Raw genomic sequence first — 19,997 nt, 5'->3', positions numbered from 1 at the left:
ATATAATTCAAGTATTATTTTCATAAATAAAAAAAACAAAGCCTTTATAGAAAAGCTTCGTTTGCTTGTTAATTTATTTATTTACTTTTTCTATTTTTTTCTTGTTTGAAGTGACAATTCGCTCTTTTGAGTTGCCTTGACAGGCTTAATTTCATACATTTTTGATATTAAAGCGATAACATTTAGACCAATTAAAAGATAATAAAAATCTGAAAATGCCGTCTTTCCGTTTTTAATAACGTAAGCAGCATAAACGATCATCAAATGTATTCGAGTAAGAAAACCATAAACAGCATAAGACAACGGTTCCGACATACCCATACCAAGCAGCAATCCAAGAACGCTCTCTCTGTAGAGAACTGCAAACATTAATACCGTAGCCGTAAAACCGGAAAACAGCACAGAGTATGACAGTAGAGCTCTCTTTTTATCCTGTTTTTTATGATAAATCTTAAGCATATTTATCTTTTTCATAACCATATTTTCAAAATCACGAGGTGGCTCAACAACGCTTTCTTCTTCAAGCACAGTCACAATGCTTTTTAATTGGTTAAATTCCATGCTGCATGCGTTGCACTGTTCCAAGTGTTTATCCAATTCAATCTGTTCAGCTTCTGTTATTACTTTGTCCATATACTTCATAATATACTCTTTATAAAGCTCACAATTCATAAAATTCCTTCCTTTCTTTCGGAAGATAATACTTCTTTCAACATAAGCCTGGCTCGATAGAGTCTGTTTTTAATGATCGACATTGGTTCGTTTAAAACCTGTGAAATCTCCTCATATGAAAGACCGTTTTTGTGAAACAGTATTAACGGTATACGATATTTATCCGGAAGTTTTGACAATTCATAATTGATTCTTTCTCTTTTTTCCTTTTTCAGATAGTCTTCTTCAGGAGTGCCCAAGTTACTGGAAACACCAATTGCCTCATCTATGGGAATGGCTTCTATTTTCTTTTTTCTTAAGATATCGAGGCAATAGTTTGTGGCAATTTTGACCGACCAAGTCGAAAACTTATATTCAGGATTATATTTGTCCAATGACTTGTATATCCTGATAAAAACCTCCTGAGCTATGTCATTAATTTCTTCCCGGTTATTTATCATATTATATATTATATTATATATCAATCTTTTATATCTTGCTATCAATTCGGCGAAAGCGTCACTTTCACCGCCAAGGCATCTCTTTACCAGGTCAGCATCCGGTGTTTCCAAGTATTTTTCACCTCCCAATACGCGGCCGGAATTGTCAGCACTTTTATGCTGCAGCACATAGTTTTATTTACATGCTGCCGTTTTCCTTTGTCAAAATTAAAGCTTATCAGAATTTTTCAGAAATATTATATACTTATATTACTATTATACGTTATTCTGCTGCTCTTGTCTGATTAATAATACATTATGCAATTTTTTCTTCTCTTATCGCTAGACTAATCTGCTATGCCAATAATGCAGTTAACCTTTTACTTTAGCTTTATCAGGTGTTTTCCGGCGTTGGGAGATAAATCCTTTTTGATACCGAGCACATTAAAAATAAGCCAGAGTATTATACTCTGGCTTATTTGATGTATCTAATTCAAGAATTATTCAATTATCTTAGATACGTTTCCTGCTCCTACAGTTCTACCACCTTCACGGATAGCGAACTTCAAACCTTCTTCCATAGCTATAGGAGTTATCAATTTGATTTTCATAGTTATATGGTCACCAGGCATAACCATTTCTGTTCCCTGAGGAAGCTCAACTACACCTGTAACGTCAGTAGTTCTGAAATAGAACTGAGGTCTGTAGTTGTTGAAGAATGGAGTATGTCTTCCACCTTCTTCTTTAGTCAAAACGTAAACCTGTGCTTCAAAATAAGTATGAGGTTTGATTGAACCCGGTTTTGCAAGAACTTGACCTCTTTCTACTTCATTTCTCTGAACACCTCTCAAAAGTGCTCCTATGTTGTCACCTGCAACAGCCTGGTCAAGAAGCTTTCTAAACATTTCTATACCAGTGATAACTGTTTTCTTTGGAGCGTCGGACAAACCAACGATTTCAACTTCGTCACCCATCTTAAGAGTTCCTCTTTCAACTCTACCTGTAGCAACAGTACCACGACCAGTGATTGTGAATACGTCCTCAACTGGCATGATAAATGGCTTGTCAGTTGCTCTTTCAGGTGTTGGGATGTATTTGTCAACTTCTGCCATAAGCTTCATAATTGGCTCATATTCCGGAGCATCAGTAGTAGTAGCTGATGATTCAAGAGCAGCAAGTGCTGAACCTCTTACTATCGGAATTTCATCTCCAGGGAATTCATATGTGCTCAAGAGCTCTCTAACTTCCATTTCAACCAACTCGATAAGTTCCTCGTCATCAACCATATCACACTTGTTCAAGAAAACAACTATGTATGGCACACCAACCTGACGAGCCAACAGAATGTGTTCTCTTGTCTGAGGCATTGGGCCATCTGCTGCTGATACAACGAGAATAGCACCGTCCATCTGAGCAGCACCAGTGATCATGTTCTTAACATAGTCGGCATGACCAGGGCAGTCAACGTGAGCATAGTGTCTGTTATCAGTTTCATACTCAACGTGAGCAGTTGAAATTGTGATACCTCTTTCTCTTTCTTCCGGAGCCTTGTCAATCTGGTCATATGCAGAATAATTTGCCCTTCCGAGATAGCTTAATACTTTTGTTATAGCTGCAGTTAATGAAGTCTTACCATGGTCAACGTGACCTATAGTTCCAATATTAACGTGGGGTTTAGTTCTTTCAAATTTAGCTTTTGCCATTATTAATTCTCCTCCTTTTTCAGTTTACCAACTGATTTATTATAATATATAATTTTAATTTAATTTTTTCTTCAGGAAATATACAGAAATCCTGTATATTTCCTAAATATCATAATTGTTTTTAATTATTCGGATTAGCATTAAAGCTGATTAGTCATTACTTTTAGCTCTGCCGTTTACTATCTGCTCCTGAATATTCTTCGGTACTTCTTCGAAGTGGCTTATCTCCATTGCGAATACGCCTCTACCTTGCGTTCTTGAACGCAAAGCTGTAGCATATCCAAACATTTCAGCCAAAGGAACATTGGCGTGTATAACCTGTGTTCCCATTCTTGCTTCCATTCCCTCAATTCTTCCTCTTCTTGAGTTCAGGTCACCCATAACGTCACCCATGTATTCTTCAGGAACAGTAACAACTACTTTCATAATAGGCTCGAGAAGTACGGGATCAGCCTTCTTCATACCATCTTTGAAGGCCATAGAACCGGCAACTTTAAACGCCATTTCCGATGAGTCAACTTCATGGTATGAACCATCGTACAAGGTTACTTTAACGTCAACAACAGGATATCCTGCCAGAACTCCGTTATTCATAGCACTCTGAATACCTGCATCAATCGGTGCAATATATTCTTTTGGAATAACACCACCGACGATCTTGTTGACAAATTCATAACCTGTTCCGCGTTCTTTAGGTTCTATTTCTATCCAGCAGTGACCGTACTGTCCTTTACCTCCGGATTGTCTTATATACTTACCTTCTGATTTAACAGATTTTCTAATTGTTTCCTTATAAGCAACCTGTGGATTACCAACATTCGCTTCAACCTTGAACTCTCTTAAGAGACGGTCAACAATTATATCAAGATGAAGCTCTCCCATACCTGCTATTATTGTCTGTCCGGTTTCCTGGTCAGTGTAGGTTTTGAATGTTGGGTCCTCTTCTGCTAATTTTTGAAGCGCTATAGCCATCTTTTCCTGTCCGGCTTTTGTCTTAGGCTCAATAGCAACGTGGATAACCGGTTCAGGGAAGTTCATGGATTCAAGAATAACAGGATTTGCCTCATCACAGAGAGTATCTCCTGTTGTAGTATCTTTTAATCCAACTGCTGCAGCTATATCGCCGGAATAAACCATTTCGATTTCTTCTCTATGGTTGGCATGCATTTGCAGTATACGGCCTATTCTCTCTCTCTTGCCTTTAGTTGCATTGAGAACATAGGAGCCGGAACTGAGCTTTCCCGAATAAACTCTAAAAAAGCAAAGCTTTCCTACATAAGGGTCGGTCATAATCTTAAATGCCAACGCTGCGAATGGTTCATCATCACTGGCATGTCTTTCGATTTCTGTCTCTCCATCAACGGACACACCTTTTATAGCTTCAATGTCCAAAGGAGAAGGCATATAATCCACAACTGCATCAAGAAGACGCTGAACTCCTTTATTCTTGTATGAAGAACCACAGAGAACAGGTATCATTTTTACAGCAATAGTAGCCTTTCTGATAACTACCTTTATTTCCTCTTCTGTGATTTCTTCACCTTCAAGATACTTCATCATGAGCTCTTCGTCTTGTTCTGCCACATTCTCCAAAAGATTTTGACGGTACTCTTCTGCCAGCTCTTTCATATCGTCAGGGATATCTTTTTCCTGAATGTCCTTACCCAAATCATCCATATAGAAGTAGGCTTTCATTTTTACAAGGTCAATGATTCCCTTAAACTGATCTTCTTTACCTATCGGAAGCTGAATGGGAACCGGATTTGCCTGAAGTCTGTCCCTCATCATTTTTATACAGTTAAAAAAGTCCGCTCCCATTATATCCATCTTGTTGACATATGCCATACGAGGTACTTTATATTTATCAGCCTGTCTCCATACAGTCTCAGACTGCGGCTCAACTCCTCCTTTGGCACAGAAAACCGTAACTGCACCGTCAAGAACGCGAAGAGATCTTTCAACTTCAACTGTAAAATCAACGTGCCCTGGCGTATCAATTATGTTTATCCTCGTACCCTTCCATTGGGCAGTAGTCGCAGCTGAAGTTATGGTTATACCTCTTTCCTGTTCCTGCTCCATCCAGTCCATAGTTGCCGAACCTTCATGAGTTTCTCCTATTTTATGAACCTACCGGTATAAAACAGGATACGTTCAGTTGTTGTGGTTTTACCCGCATCTATGTGAGCCATTATTCCTATATTTCTTGTATTCTCTAAACTAAATTGCCTGGGCATTTTAACCTTCCTTTCAAAAATCGACACATCTAACAAGCATTATTATTCTGTAGCTTCTTAGTATGCTAAATTTACCATCTGTAATGTGCAAAAGCCTTGTTTGCCTCTGCCATTTTATGGGTGTCTTCTTTCTTCTTATATGCTCCACCTAAGCTATTTGTTGCATCGAGTATTTCTGCTGCAAGTCTCTCTCTCATTGTCCTTTCGCCTCTTTGTCTTGCGTAGGTAACCAACCACCTGAGACCAAGAGCCTGTCTTCTCTCGGGTCTAACTTCAACAGGAACCTGATATGTTGCTCCACCAACTCTTCTGGCTTTTACTTCCAGCACAGGCATAATATTATTTAAAGCCTGTTCAAATACTTCCAACGGATCTTTACCTGTCTTTTCTTTAATGATGTCAAAAGCACCATAGCAGATTTTTTGCGCAACACTCTTTTTTCCGTCAAGCATAATATTATTGATAAGTTTTGTAACTACCTTGTCATTATACAACGGATCAGGTAATACATCTCTCTTTGGTACATGTCCTTTTCTTGGCACTTTTCTTCCCTCCTTTTCATGATATACACAATATCATCGGTACTCGCCGGCCGTAAAGAATAATTCCCTCAGGCCGTCGTCAGTGCGCCGTACTTGCTAATATATTTATTGATATTTATATATATAAACAACGTACTTGGCACTATTATTTTGTTACATTGCAATTTTTTCATACATCGTACATGCACGTTGCACGAATTTACTTTCCTGCTGCACCAGCCTTCGGCCTCTTAGCACCATATTTCGAACGGCCTTGCATTCTCTTAGCAACACCAGCAGTATCAAGAGTTCCACGAATGATATGATACCTAACTCCAGGGAGGTCCTTAACCCTTCCACCCCTTATCAACACAACACTGTGTTCCTGAAGGTTGTGACCAATACCGGGGATGTAAGCTGTCACTTCAATACCATTAGTTAAACGTACCCTTGCAACTTTTCTCAGAGCTGAGTTCGGCTTCTTTGGTGTTGTTGTCTTAACAACTGTGCATACTCCTCTCTTCTGAGGACTGCTTATATTTGTTTGCAACTTTTTCAAAGAGTTAAATCCCTTTTGAAGTGCTGGAGCCGTTGACTTTTTCTGCACGTCTTTTCTGCCTTTTCTAACTAACTGGTTAAACGTTGGCATCTTTCCACCTCCTTTCAGTCTTCGAGTAAATCTATTCCTAAACAAATGTTATAGAATAAGCGAAGTCAAAACACTTATAAATAATAAAATTAAAGCAAACATGCAACTGCCGCGCCCACATCTATATTACAGGCCTTTCCCAGTTGCTTCATCGTGTCGACATATACTATCGGTATATTGTTTTCAATGCAGAGCTCTTTAATTCTCCCAACAACACGCTCATCTGCATCTTTTGCGATAAACACCTGTTTTGCCTTCAATGCTTCAACAGCCTTCATAGATTGCTTCAATCCCACAGTTTTATTACCATTTTTGAGAACTTCAAGCACTGTTTTCCCTCCCTGTCAGCACAGGTTGTAGTTCAATTCCAATACTAACAGATAGCACAAATTTACACACTGAATCATTTTATCACTAACAAACAGCATTTGTCAAGATTTTTGATTCAGTGTGTTTTTATGCCAATTTCCTTATTCTGTTACTGTACTGATACTAATATCTTTATATCTACTCATTCCCGTTCCGGCCGGTATCAGCTTTCCAATAATTACATTTTCCTTAAGTCCTACAAGCGGGTCAATCTTTCCTTTTATCGCTGCCTCAGTCAGAACTCTTGTTGTCTCCTGGAAGGATGCCGCTGACAGGAACGATTCGGTAGCCAATGCCGCCTTGGTAATACCAAGAAGGGTTCTCTTTGCAACTGCAGGTCTCTTTCCTTCAGCTGACGCTTTGGCATTTTCCTCTTCAAAGTCAAACACGTCTACAAGGCCTCCAGGGAGAAGCGATGTGTCTCCGGGGTCTTCAACTTTTACTTTTCTAAGCATCTGTCTTACAATAACTTCAATATGCTTGTCGTTTATATCAACACCTTGAAGCCTGTAAACCCTCTGAACTTCATGAACCAGATACGCCTGTACTCCAGCCACACCTTTAATCTTCAATATATCATGAGGATTTACCGAACCTTCTGTAAGCTCGTCACCGGCCTCAACAATGTCGCCTTCGGAAACTTTTATTCTTGAACCGTATGGAATCAGGTAGTTTCTAGTCTCACCATCTTCCGAAGTTACTATCACTTCTCTCTTTTTCTTGGTTTCAGCAAACTTAACCGTACCTCTTATTTCCGAAATTATTGCAAGTCCCTTCGGTTTTCTTGCTTCAAACAACTCCTCTACACGGGGAAGACCTTGGGTTATATCATCACCGGCAACTCCACCGGTATGGAACGTTCTCATGGTGAGCTGCGTTCCCGGTTCTCCTATGGATTGGGCAGCTATTATACCTACCGCCTCACCGACATTGCACTCTTCTCCGGTTGCAAGGTTTGCTCCATAACATTTTGCGCAAACTCCATATTCAGAGTGGCAAGTTAATACCGACCTTATTTTTACTTTCTTAATTCCTGCCTTAACGATATTCTCTGCATCCTGGTCAGTTATCATTCTTCCGGCTTCAACAATTACTTCTCCTGTTTCCGGATGCACTATGTTTCCTACAGGATATCTTCCGACAATCCTTTCAGACAGTTCTTCAATTACTTCATTTCCGTCTTTTATATCCGATACTTCTATTCCTTTTCTTGTTCCGCAATCGGTTTCTCTTACAATAACGTCCTGACTTACGTCAACAAGACGCCTTGTCAGATAACCCGAGTCGCAGTTCTCAGCGCCGTATCTGCAAGACCCTTTCTGGCACCGTGGGTGGATATAAAGAACTCCATAACGTTGAGGCCTTCACGGAAGTTAGCCTTTATCGGAACCTCAATGGTTTTACCGGATGTGTCCGCCATAAGTCCTCTCATACCGGCCAACTGTTTTATCTGATTGATGTTACCTCTCGCTCCGGACTGGGACATCATATATACCGGATTAAATCTGTCAAGGTTGCTTATAAGAGCCTGGGTAATATTTTCCGATGCTTCTGTCCATGCAGCTATAACGGAATTATATCTTTCTTCATCGGATATAAGTCCTCTCTTATACTGCTTTGTTATTTTCTCAATCTTTTCCTCAGTTTCTTTTATATATCTAGCTTTTACTTCCGGTATAACCATATCCGATACGCTTATGGTTATAGCTCCCTTTGTGGAAAATCTAAAGCCCAATGCCTTTATTCTGTCGAGCAATATTGCCGTCTCTGTGGTTCCATGTACCTTTATGCTTTTATCGATTATTTTTCTAAGCTCGTTTTTTCCAACCAAGAAATCAACTTCAAGGTCAAAAATATTGTCGGGGTTGCTTCTGTCAACAAATCCCAAATCTTGAGGAATAGCTTCATTAAATATAAGCCTTCCTAAAGTAGTCTCTATTATTTTTGACTTTTCAATACCATCTATAACCTTCTTCATTCTTACTTTTATCTTTGAATGAAGCTCTATTTCTCCATTGTCATAAGCCATCACGCTTCGTCCATCGAGATGAATACCCTGCCTTCACCCTTTGCACCTTCTTTTAGAATTGTCATATAGTAACTGCCCAAAACCATGTCCTGGGTAGGAACCGCAACCGGCTTACCATCCTGGGGTTTTAGCAGGTTGTTGGCTGAGAGCATTAAAAATCTTGCTTCTGCCTGTGCTTCCGCGGAAAGAGGAACGTGAACGGCCATCTGGTCTCCGTCAAAGTCTGCGTTGTACGCCGTACATACCAACGGATGAAGCTTTAGGCTCTACCTTCAACAAGCACAGGTTCAAATGCCTGAATTCCCAATCTGTGCAGTGTCGGCGCACGGTTCAAAAGTACCGGGTGCTCCTTGATAACTTCCTCTAAAACATCCCATACTTCATTTCTTACTCTCTCAACCATTCTTTTTGCACTTTTTATATTATGAGCAAGACCGTCATTAACCAGCTTCTTCATAACAAAAGGCTTAAACAGCTCTAGTGCCATCTCTTTCGGAAGTCCGCATTGGTATATTTTAAGTTCCGGTCCGACAACGATAACCGAACGTCCGGAGTAGTCAACACGTTTTCCCAACAGGTTCTGACGGAATCTTCCTGTTTACCTTTCAGCATATCGGAAAGGGATTTTAACGGCCTGTTTCCGGGGCCTGTTACCGGCCTACCTCTTCTTCCGTTGTCTATCAATGCGTCCACTGCCTCTTGGAGCATTCTCTTTTCATTACGCACAATTATGTCCGGAGCTCCAAGATCCAAGAGTCTTTTCAATCTGTTGTTTCTGTTTATAACCCTTCTGTACAAGTCATTTAAATCCGATGTGGCAAACCTACCGCCATCAAGCTGAACCATAGGTCTTAATTCAGGCGGTATAACAGGAATTACATCCAATATCATCCATTCAGGCTTGTTTTGCGACTGTCTAAAGGCTTCAACCACTTCAAGCCTCTTAATTGCCCTTATTCTTTTCTGTCCTGCCGATTCTTTGAGCTCCGCTCTGAGCTCAGCAGAAAGCTCATCAAGGTTAATCTCTTGAAGAAGCTCCCTAACAGCTTCTGCCCCCATTCCTGCACGGAACTTCGGTCCAAACTTTTCCAAACTGTCCCTATATTCTTTTTCCGACAATATTTGCTTTTTGGAAAGAGGAGTCTGGCCCGGGTCAATAACAACATAAGATGCAAAATACAATATCTTTTCCAGCGCTCTTGGAGACATGTCCAAAAGCAATCCCATTCTGCTAGGTATTCCTTTAAAGTACCATATGTGAGATACCGGAGCTGCCAGCTCAATATGACCCATTCTCTCTCTTCTTACCTTGGACCTGGTAACTTCAACTCCACACCGGTCACACACTATACCTTTATATCTGATTCTCTTGTATTTTCCGCAATGACATTCCCAGTCTTTTTGCGGTCCGAATATTCTCTCACAAAACAGACCGTCTCTTTCGGGCTTTAACGTCCTGTAGTTAATCGTCTCAGGTTTTTTACTTCACCCCTTGACCATTCCCTAATCTTCTCCGGAGAAGCTAAACCAATTTCAATGAATCGAAATTATTAAGTTCAAACACGGCCTTCTCACCTTCCTTTATAAATCATCATCAAAGCTATCGTCAAAATCGTCATCAAACAGATTGTCATCGAGTTCAGCGTCAATTGTATCATCAGGATTAATTTCCTCATCATTCAAATCCGTCAAGTCAAAATCTTCGGATTCAAGGTCTTCATCCGTTATTTCGTCACTAATATCTCCAAACTCATTGAAACTAACCTCATCTTCTCTCTGCCTTCAATGTTGACATTCAGTTCTTCAAGGTCATCTTCAACCGATTCTTTAATAGCGATTTCTTCCTGTTCTTCCGAGTAAACCTTTACATCAAGGCACAAGCTTTGAAGCTCTTTGATAAGAACCTTAAAGGATTCGGGGATGCCCGGTTCGGGAACGTTTTCGCCTTTTACTATTGCCTCATATGTCTTAACCCTACCCACTACATCGTCAGACTTGACCGTCAATATTTCCTGAAGTGTATAGGCAGCACCGTAAGCTTCAAGGGCCCAAACTTCCATCTCTCCAAACCTCTGTCCTCCAAATTGAGCCTTACCTCCAAGAGGCTGCTGCGTTACCAGAGAGTAAGGACCGGTTGAACGTGCGTGTATCTTGTCATCTACAAGGTGAGCCAATTTCAGCATATACATATAACCTACAGTTACTCTGTTTTCAAATGGCTCTCCCGTTCTTCCGTCATATAGTATTGTCTTTCCGTCTTCAGACAGACCTGCTTTTCTCAGCGTCTCCACTATATCTTCCTCGGTAGCGCCGTCAAAAACAGGTGTGGCAATCTTCCAGCCAAGGGCTTTTGCCGCATAGCCAAGATGCACTTCAAGCACCTGACCGATATTCATACGGGATGGAACACCCAGCGGATTTAAAACTATTTGCAAAGGCGTACCGTCAGGAAGGAAAGGCATATCCTCTTCCGGAAGAATTCTCGAAATAACACCTTTGTTTCCGTGTCTTCCCGCCATTTTATCTCCCACGGATATTTTTCTCTTCTGCGCAATATATACCCTTACGAGCTTGTTTACTCCGGGAGACAACTCGTCACCGTTTTCTCTTGTAAATATTTTAACGTCAACAACGATACCCGATTCACCATGGGGTACGCGAAGGGACGTATCCCTAACTTCTCTTGCCTTTTCACCAAAGATTGCACGAAGAAGCCTTTCTTCTGCTGTAAGCTCTGTTTCTCCCTTTGGTGTAACCTTACCCACCAGAATATCTCCGGATCTAACCTCAGCACCAATTCTGATAATACCTTCGCTGTTCAAGTCTTTGAGAGCATCTTCGCTGACATTGGGTATTTCTCTGGTTATATCCTCAGGGCCTAGCTTTGTATCTCTGGCCTCAGCTTCATATTCCTCTATATGAATGGATGTAAACACATCATCTTTAACAAGTCTTTCACTTATTAGGATAGCATCTTCGTAGTTGTATCCTTCCCAGGTCATAAATCCTACCAGGATATTCCTACCCAATGCAATTTCACCGTTGTGGGTGGAAGGACCGTCAGCTATTACATCTCCCGCTTCAACCTCTTCGCCTTTTCTAACTATCGGCCTCTGATTGATACATGTACCCTGGTTGGAGCGCATGTATTTAAGGAGTTTGTAATTATCCCTTTTACCTTCTTTTGTTCGTATAACAATTTCGTTGGCACTTACCTTTTCAACAACTCCGGAATTTTTAGCCAACACCACAACTCCGGAATCCTTTGCAGCTTTGTACTCTATTCCCGTTCCTATGATTGGGGAATCGGTTCTTATAAGAGGCACTGCCTGACGCTGCATGTTTGCTCCCATCAATGCACGGTTGGCGTCGTCATTTTCAAGGAATGGTATCATCGAAGTTGCAACTGAAACTATCTGCTTTGGAGATACGTCCATAAAGTCAATTTTGGACGGCTCAACCTCAATAAATTCTTCCTTGTATCTACATACAACTTTACTGGAAATAAATCTTCCTTCTTCATCCAAAGGCTCATTTGCCTGCGCAATAATATATTCGTCTTCCTCATCCGCAGTCAGGTACACTATATCATTGGTTACTTTGCCGGCATCCTCTTTGCTTACCTTTCTATACGGAGCCTCTATAAATCCGTATTCATTTACCCTTGCATAAGTACTGAGAGAACCGATAAGTCCTATGTTCGGTCCTTCCGGTGTCTCTATAGGACACATACGGCCATAGTGGGAGTGGTGAACGTCACGAACCTCGAAGCCCGCTCTTTCTCTGCTCAAACCTCCGGGACCCAATGCACTAAGCCTTCTTTTATGTGTCAGTTCAGCCAACGGATTTGTTTGGTCCATAAACTGAGACAGTTGGCTGCTTCCAAAGAACTCTTTTATTGCCGCCGCAACCGGTCTTATATTAATAAGCGCCTGCGGTGTAACAACATCCAAGTCCTGGATAGTCATCCTTTCTCTTACTACCCTTTCCATTCTGGAAAGACCTATTCTAAACTGATTCTGCAGAAGCTCTCCTACAGAACGCAGTCTTCTGTTGCCCAAGTGGTCAATATCATCCGTATTTCCGATTCCATAGCTTAATCCTATAATATAACTGATAGACGATATTATATCCTCTACTGTAATATGCTTCGGAATTAGTTCGTCAATCTTTTCCTTTAATGCCTTTTTCAGTGCATCAGCGCTCTTTCCCTGATATTCTTCAAGGATCTGCATTAAAACATCTCTTTTGACTTTTTCGTTAATACCGATTTCTTTTGGGTCAAAGTCCACATATCCTTTGATATCGACCATATCATTGCCTATAACTTTGACATTTTTACCTTCTATATTAAGAAATACTGTATTAACGCCTGCATTTTGTATTGATTCGGCCTTTTCTCTGGTGATAATTTCTCCTTCTGCTGCAATTATTTCGCCGGTATTCGGATCAACAACATTCTCACCTGCGATAAAGCCGCTTATTCTAGAGGCAATGGAAAGCTTCTTGTTAAACTTAAATCTTCCCGGCTTTGCCAGATCATATCTTTTGGGATCGAAGAACAAGCTGTGAAGAAGTGCCCTTGCGCTTTCAACTGTCGGAGGTTCCCCCGGTCTCAGCCTTTTATATATCTCAAGAAGTCCTTCATCTTCTGTCTTTGCATTATCCTTCTGTATTGTCGCAAGTATTCTTTCATCCTCACCAAAAAGCTCTGTAATTTCAATATCCGTTCCGTATCCCAAAGCCCTTATCAGTACTGTCAGAGGAAGCTTTCTGGTCCTGTCTATACGCACCGATAATACATCGTTTGAATCGGTTTCATATTCAAGCCATGCTCCTCTGTTTGGAATAACTGTATTTGAAAACAGCTGTTTTCCTGTTTTGTCGAACTTCATTGCATAGTAAATCCCGGGTGACCTTACCAACTGACTAACTATAACCCTCTCAGCGCCATTAATAATAAAGGTTCCCGTTTCAGTCATTAGAGGAAAATCACCCATAAAAATTTCCTGTTCCTTGACTTCGCCCGTTTCCTTGTTAATAAGGCGCACCTTTACCTTTAACGGTGCAGAATAAGTTGCGTCCCTTTCTTTGCATTCATCGACACTGTATTTTGGGGGTTCATCTAACGAATAGTCAACAAATTCCAGAATCAGGTTTCCAGTATAATCAGTTATGGGATTAACGTCTCTGAAAACCTCCTTAAAGCCTTCTTTAAGAAATTGCTCGTACGAATTCTTCTGAATTTCGATAAGGTTTGGCATGTCGATAACTTCGTCAATTTTAGAGTAACTCATTCTAACGTTTCTTCCCAATTTCACGGGATGTACCATTAAATATCACCTCATATTTCAGACTTTTGTCTTAATGCACAAATAAATAAAAAAATTCGATTCTTTATGTATAATGTTTCGTTGCCAATCAGCTAACCTCTATTACCTGTAAGCCTTTAATTATTTAATAATAAAACTCCAGTATATTTTTCTGTTATATACATATACTAAAAATACTAAATTCCACAGACATTAAAATATTATTAACAAATATTGTCTAACTTATTCCAATATGCTATAATTAAATAGTAAGAAAGTTTATGTTTAATCAGAAAATATTGGAATAACCCATTGAAATTATAACGCAGTTTATAATTCTAACATAGGTGAATCAACTTGTCAACTATTTCATGAACTTTATTTCATAACCATATTTCCATTTATTTTTTTATACTTTTTTTTGAAAAACAATTCATATTTTCATAACATATAGCAAAAAGGCTCCTTCCAAAAAGGAACCTTTTTGCTATATGTCAACCGATGTCGCGTAAAGCACATTATTTAATTTCTATAGTTGCTCCAACTTCCTTAAACTTAGCTTCAATCTGAGCTGCTTCATCTTTAGATACATTTTCTTTTAATGTCTTTGGAGCTCCTTCAACCAAGTCTTTTGCTTCTTTCAATCCAAGACCGGTTACTTCTCTAACAACTTTTATAACTTTGATCTTGTCTGCTCCTGCTGATTTCAAAACTACTTCAAACTCAGTCTTTTCTTCAGCTGCCGGTGCTGCTGCGCCTGGAGCTGCTGCACCTACTGCTGCAACTGCTACTGGAGCTGCTGCCGATACTCCAAACTCTTCTTCAAGAGCTTTTACCAATTCAGATAATTCCAATACTGATAATGATTTAACATCCTCAATTAATTTTGTAACTTTTTCACTAGCCATTTTTATATACCTCCATAAATATTATTATTTTTTAATTTAAAACTCTAAGCGGCAATTAAGCACTTGCCTTCTTTTCTGCAATTGCATTGAGAGCAATGACCAATCCTCTGATATTGCCGTTCAATACATTTACAAGACCTGCTATCGGAGACTTCAAGCTGCCGAGAGCCTTTGCAAGGAGCTCTTCCTTTGGAGGAAGTGCTGCAATAGCTTCGAGAGCCTTTACATCACAGACTTTACCTTCAACTACACCTACTTTAAGCTCCAAGTTTTCAAACTTTTTAGCATACTCAACCAAAACCTTTGCCGGAGCTACAACATCACTATCACTAAATGCCATGGATGTCGGACCGTTAAAGTAAGGATCCAACTCATCCAAGCCATTCTCTTTTGCTGCAAGTTTTGTCAAAGTATTTTTTACTACCTTATACTCTACTCCAGCTTTTCTAAGCTCATTTCTAAGCTCGGTATCCTGCTCAACAGTAAGACCTCTATAATCGCAAAAACTATAGATTTAGCCGATTTAATGTTTTCAGTAAGTTGCTGTACTACTTCTTTTTTATGCTGAAGAATTTTCTCACTTGGCACTACTAATCCACCTCCTTTTATAGCTGAGTGCTCTATATAATGCTTCACTCTTAATGACCTATAAGTTCAACCACCCAAATAACAAAACCCCTTAATGCACATAGACATAAAGGGGTAATTGGCTTTAATCAACCGTTCATTTATACTTACCTCGGCAGGGTGGTTTATAAATACTTTTACACTTTCCTCAAAAGAAAGCAACCTGCTGTCTATGGCATATCTATATTAATATTTGTCAATGGATATATTACAACATTATTTTAAATTTGTAAAGGCTTTTTTTACTCATTTACTTTTAAAGGATTTACTTTAATGCCAGGTCCCATAGTAGAAGTAACAACCACACTCTTAAGATACTGGCCTTTTGCTGCTGCAGGCTTTGCCTTAATTATTGCAGCCATTAACGTGCGGAAGTTGTCAACAAGCTTCTCAGTTCCAAAAGAAGCTTTGCCTATAGGGCAGTGTATAATGTTGGTCTTATCCAACCTGTACTCGATTTTACCTGCCTTGATATCGGCAATTGCCTTAGCTACATCCATTGTTACAGTACCGGCTTTAGGGTTTGGCATCAATCCTTTCGGACCAAGCACTTTACCAAGTCTACCCACAACGCCCATCATATCCGGCGTAGCAACTACAACATCAAAGTCAATCCAGTTTTCATTCTGAATCTTTGTAACCAATTCTTCAGCTCCAACATGATCAGCACCGGCTTGTTCAGCTTCTTTTGCTTTTTCTCCCTTAGCAAAAACAAGTACTCTTACTTTCTTACCGGTACCGTGAGGCAAAACAACAGCTCCTCTTACCTGCTGATCGGCATGTCTTGAGTCAACACCCAGTCTAACATGAGCCTCAACAGTTTCATCGAACTTTGCCTTAGCTGTCTTTTGCACAAGTTCCATTGCCTCTATTGGATCATACAACTTTAATCTATCAACAATTTTTGCACTTTCCTGATACTTCTTACCTCTTTTCATCTGCTTCACTCTCCTTACGTGGTAATTATTCTCGGAAACTTTGTTTCCTCCCACCTTACTTTAGAACAACACGAAAACTTTGCTTTTAGTCTTCAACAACAACGCCCATGCTTCTTGCAGTACCTGCAATCATGCTTATGGCAGCATCCAAACTTGCCGCATTAAGGTCGGGCATTTTCATTTCAGCTATTTTTCTTACTTCCTCTTTGGAAATTTTAGCAACCTTATCCCTATTCGGTTTACCGGATCCTTTTTCTATTTTGCACGCTCTTTTAATAAGCACTGCAGCTGGCGGAGTCTTTGTAATAAAAGAGAAGGATCTGTCAGCATATACGGTAATAACTACAGGTATTATAAGACCTGCATCCTTTGCTGTCTTCTCATTGAATTCCTTACAAAAACCCATTATGTTTACGCCATGTTGTCCTAAAGCTGGTCCAACCGGTGGAGCCGGAGTTGCTTTCCCCGCAGGAATTTGAAGTTTTACATAGCCAACGACTTTCTTAGCCATATTTTCCACCTCCCAATTCTATTCATAATAAATCACTCTTTATATTCCAATAAAGGGATTTATTATCAACTCTTGCAATATTTATAGTAAAAATTATAGTGTCCTCTTTTAAAAATGCTACATCTTTTGAATCTGGAAAAGCTCAAGCTCAACGGGAGTTTCCCTTCCGAACATTGAAACGGAAACACGTACTTTTCTCTTTTCCATGTTTATCTCTTCGACTATTCCAATAAAGTTTTCCAAAGGACCCGAAACTACCTTTACGCTATCTCCGACTTCATAGTCCAGTACGGGAGCAAATTCTTCAACTCCCATGGCCCTTATTTCCTCATCGGATAAAGGTACAGCTTTAGAGCCCGGTCCGACAAACCCCGTTACCCCTCTTGTGTTCCTAACTACATACCAAGACTCGTCATTCATAATCATCTTGACGAGGACATACCCGGGAAACACCTTTTTGAGGGAGGCTTTCTTCTTGCCGTCTTTGATTTCAATCTGTTCCTCCATAGGCACAACTATATCGAGAATATAATCTTGCATATTCCTGTTCTCAACAATTTTTTCAAGGTTTGCCTTAACTTTGTTTTCATATCCGGAATAAGTATGAACTACATACCATTTTGCTCCCTCGGATACTTCATTATTCGGCATAAAGCTCCAAGTCCTCCTTTATAACTTTATTAGTGCACGCTGCTTTATGCATAAGCTTAATAAATAAGTTGGTACAACTTACCAAAGCCTAAGTCAAGCAACCAAATTATCACACCAACAATAAAACACATAACCAAAACTGTAATAGTATTGTTGATAAGCTGTGACTTTGTAGGCCAAATAACCCTTTTCAGTTCGTTTTTAATGTCCTTGAAATACTTTACAAATTTCCCTTTTGTTTTTTCAACCTTAGAGACTTTCACTTCCTCAGCCATACGAACACATCTCCATTTTTAAATATTTTTTGTTCTGTCACTGCAATAGATGTCGTATAAATCCACGACTATATTATTTTGTCTCTTTATGAACAGTATGCTTATGGCAGAACCTACAATATTTTCTCATTTCAAGTCTGTCGGGATTGTTCTTTTTGTTTTTCATTGAATTATAGTTTCTCTGCTTGCATTCTCCACAAGCCAATGTAATTTTTACTCTCACCTTTCACACCTCCAAGGCCTGTCTTAAAAAATATAATAGTTCAGATATATTTAAAATATAATTTTAGCATCTTATTTTTCCATAAAAAAAAAGACGTACAGCGAAACAATCAATAATTTAACATATATTTTACCTAAAGTCAAGGTTTTTTATATGTTTATCCACATTTTTTTTGACGAAACCGCTTTCTATTTAAAATGAACTATTTTTTTATGTAAAAAATCCCAGCTTACGCTCTACGTCTATTATTCCTCAATAAGCTCGCTGATTGGGGCACCCGGCGGAACAATGGGGAATACCTTTTCGTCCCTGTCAATCTCAAAATTAATCACCACTGGAGTATCCTTGGACGCCAGCGCTCTCTTTAGAGCTTCATCAACTTCCTCCTTGGCCGTAACGTTTATACCGATTGCACCGTAAGCCTCTGCCAGAGCTTTAAAATCCGTACATCTGTCCAATGTAGTTGAGGAGTATCTTCCTCCGTAAAACAATTGCTGCCACTGTCTCACCATTCCCAAAACATGGTTGTTGAATATCGCTATTATTACCGGAAGCTTATACTCAACAGCTGTAGCCAACTCGTTGCAGTTCATCCTGAAACTTCCGTCGCCGGCGACATTTATTACCTTTTTGCCGGGCTTTCCAATCTGTGCACCAATACAAGCTCCAAGACCGTATCCCATAGTTCCCAAACCGCCTGAAGACAAGAACTGTCTTGGGGATGTATACTTATAAAACTGGGCAGCCCACATCTGATGCTGACCAACCTCGGTAGTTATTATTGCCTCTCCTTTGGTGAGCTCATATATTCTTTCAATAATGTACTGCGGATGCAGCTTGTTGTCCTGCGGATATTTGAGGGGATAGAGCTCTTTCCACTCATTAATTTTCTTAACCCAGTCAGTGCACTCTTTCTTTTCCACCTTTTGATTTAATAGCTTCAATATCTTTTTAATATCCCTTCAAGGGCATATTGTACATTGATATTCTTACCAATTTCAGCAGGGTCTATATCTATATGCATTATATTTGCATTAGGCGCAAATCTCCGAACATCACTTATAACCCTGTCACTAAACCTTGCACCAATGGCAATAAAAAGATCCGATTCCGAAACTGCCATATTTGTAGTTCTTGTACCGTGCATTCCAATCATTCCCATGAAGAGCTCATGGTTCCCCGGAAATGCTCCCATACCCATTAGAGTTGTAGTAACAGGTATTTGGGCATTGGTTGCAAGTTCAAAAAGCTCTTTACTCGCACCGGCAATCGACACGCCTCCGCCTGCCAAAATAACCGGCCTTTCGGCTTTATTTATTGCCTCTGCAGCTCTATCAATATCTTTCTCCTCCGCAGCTACAGGAACCGAAGGCAATTTCTTCGGTGACTTTGGCTCATATTCGGCATATGCCGCAGTCACATCCTTGCATATGTCAATCAAAACGGGACCGGGTCTTCCTTCCTTTGCTATGAAGAATGCTCTACGAACCACATCAGCCAATTTGTCAACATCTTTGACTATAAAATTGTGCTTGGTTATGGGCATAGTTATCCCGGTTATATCGACTTCCTGGAAGGAATCCTTACCCAAAAGCGACGTTGCCACCTGCCCGGTGATTGCAACCATCGGGACAGAGTCCATGTAAGCAGTTGCAATTCCCGTAACCAGATTTGTAGCCCCAGGGCCGGATGTGGCAATACATACTCCGACCTTTCCTGTGGCCCTTGCATAACCGTCCGCCGCATGAGCCGCTCCCTGCTCATGGGAAGTCAGTATATGGCGTATTTCATTCTGAGCCCTGTACAGTTCATCATATATATTCAATACAGCTCCGCCCGGAAATCCAAATATCGTATCAACACCCTGTTCCTTAAGACACTCAATCAATATTTGTGAGCCGGTCAATCTCATTGCTATTACCTCCATATTCTTGCAAAAATATCAGCAAATCAAAC

At 40.0% G+C, this 19,997-nt stretch carries 12 protein-coding genes, 5 pseudogenes and 1 other annotated feature; all 17 genes and pseudogenes read right to left on the bottom strand.

Features of this window, described 5'->3' with window-relative positions; genetic code table 11:
* Positions 1 to 90: 90 nt before the first annotated feature.
* Positions 91 to 672 (bottom strand): zf-HC2 domain-containing protein, encoded by a 582-nt coding sequence (locus JCM21531_RS02800; RefSeq protein ID WP_038287197.1) that lies wholly within the window; start codon positions 670 to 672, stop codon positions 91 to 93.
* Positions 669 to 1,223, bottom strand: a complete 555-nt coding sequence (locus tag JCM21531_RS02795) for an RNA polymerase sigma factor (protein WP_038287227.1) — start codon at positions 1,221 to 1,223, stop codon at positions 669 to 671. The genes JCM21531_RS02800 and JCM21531_RS02795 overlap by 4 nt, the downstream gene beginning before the upstream one ends.
* A gap of 368 nt (positions 1,224 to 1,591) precedes the next feature.
* A complete protein-coding gene (gene tuf / locus JCM21531_RS02790) occupies positions 1,592 to 2,794 on the bottom strand; it encodes an elongation factor Tu (RefSeq protein ID WP_038287196.1) in 1,203 nt (400 codons plus the stop codon).
* A 150-nt stretch (positions 2,795 to 2,944) separates the two neighbouring features.
* Positions 2,945 to 5,028 (bottom strand): annotated as a pseudogene (fusA, locus tag JCM21531_RS02785) (elongation factor G).
* 71 nt (positions 5,029 to 5,099) lie between these two features.
* Positions 5,100 to 5,570 (bottom strand): 30S ribosomal protein S7, encoded by a 471-nt coding sequence (rpsG, locus tag JCM21531_RS02780; protein ID WP_038287194.1) that lies wholly within the window; start codon positions 5,568 to 5,570, stop codon positions 5,100 to 5,102.
* Between the two features lie 199 nt (positions 5,571 to 5,769).
* Complete coding sequence (gene rpsL / locus JCM21531_RS02775; RefSeq protein WP_038287192.1) at positions 5,770 to 6,198, bottom strand: 30S ribosomal protein S12; 429 nt, start codon at positions 6,196 to 6,198, stop codon at positions 5,770 to 5,772.
* Between the two features lie 89 nt (positions 6,199 to 6,287).
* Positions 6,288 to 6,527, bottom strand: coding sequence for a ribosomal L7Ae/L30e/S12e/Gadd45 family protein (locus tag JCM21531_RS02770; RefSeq protein WP_038287190.1), 240 nt, complete (start codon positions 6,525 to 6,527; stop codon positions 6,288 to 6,290).
* 141 nt (positions 6,528 to 6,668) lie between these two features.
* Positions 6,669 to 10,160, bottom strand: a pseudogene (rpoC, locus tag JCM21531_RS02765) (DNA-directed RNA polymerase subunit beta').
* A gap of 125 nt (positions 10,161 to 10,285) precedes the next feature.
* Positions 10,286 to 13,929: pseudogene (gene rpoB, locus JCM21531_RS02760) on the bottom strand (DNA-directed RNA polymerase subunit beta); the annotation flags it as partial.
* A 497-nt stretch (positions 13,930 to 14,426) separates the two neighbouring features.
* Positions 14,427 to 14,816 (bottom strand): 50S ribosomal protein L7/L12, encoded by a 390-nt coding sequence (rplL, locus tag JCM21531_RS02755; RefSeq protein WP_038287188.1) that lies wholly within the window; start codon positions 14,814 to 14,816, stop codon positions 14,427 to 14,429.
* 55 nt (positions 14,817 to 14,871) lie between these two features.
* A pseudogene (gene rplJ / locus JCM21531_RS02750) lies at positions 14,872 to 15,404 on the bottom strand (50S ribosomal protein L10).
* Between the two features lie 72 nt (positions 15,405 to 15,476).
* Positions 15,477 to 15,637 (bottom strand) — a sequence feature (ribosomal protein L10 leader region).
* 48 nt (positions 15,638 to 15,685) lie between these two features.
* Positions 15,686 to 16,381 carry a 50S ribosomal protein L1 gene (gene rplA / locus JCM21531_RS02745; RefSeq protein ID WP_038287187.1) on the bottom strand — a complete coding sequence of 232 codons (696 nt, stop codon included), beginning with the start codon at positions 16,379 to 16,381 and terminating at the stop codon, positions 15,686 to 15,688.
* Between the two features lie 85 nt (positions 16,382 to 16,466).
* Positions 16,467 to 16,892 carry a 50S ribosomal protein L11 gene (rplK, locus tag JCM21531_RS02740; RefSeq protein ID WP_038287184.1) on the bottom strand — a complete coding sequence of 142 codons (426 nt, stop codon included), beginning with the start codon at positions 16,890 to 16,892 and terminating at the stop codon, positions 16,467 to 16,469.
* A gap of 117 nt (positions 16,893 to 17,009) precedes the next feature.
* A complete protein-coding gene (gene nusG / locus JCM21531_RS02735) occupies positions 17,010 to 17,543 on the bottom strand; it encodes a transcription termination/antitermination protein NusG (RefSeq protein WP_038287182.1) in 534 nt (177 codons plus the stop codon).
* Between the two features lie 56 nt (positions 17,544 to 17,599).
* Positions 17,600 to 17,818: a preprotein translocase subunit SecE gene (gene secE, locus JCM21531_RS02730; RefSeq protein WP_038287180.1), complete on the bottom strand. Its 219-nt coding sequence runs from the start codon at positions 17,816 to 17,818 to the stop codon at positions 17,600 to 17,602.
* A 73-nt stretch (positions 17,819 to 17,891) separates the two neighbouring features.
* A complete protein-coding gene (gene rpmG, locus JCM21531_RS02725; RefSeq protein WP_038287178.1) occupies positions 17,892 to 18,041 on the bottom strand; it encodes a 50S ribosomal protein L33 in 150 nt (49 codons plus the stop codon).
* Positions 18,042 to 18,286: 245 nt separating this feature from the next.
* Positions 18,287 to 19,953, bottom strand: a pseudogene (ilvB, locus tag JCM21531_RS02720) (biosynthetic-type acetolactate synthase large subunit).
* Positions 19,954 to 19,997: the final 44 nt, after the last annotated feature.

This window comes from Acetivibrio straminisolvens JCM 21531, assembly GCF_000521465.1.
In the GTDB taxonomy this organism is placed as follows: Bacteria; Bacillota; Clostridia; order Acetivibrionales; family Acetivibrionaceae; genus Hungateiclostridium; species Hungateiclostridium straminisolvens.
This window is presented reverse-complemented; position numbering and strand designations above follow the sequence as displayed.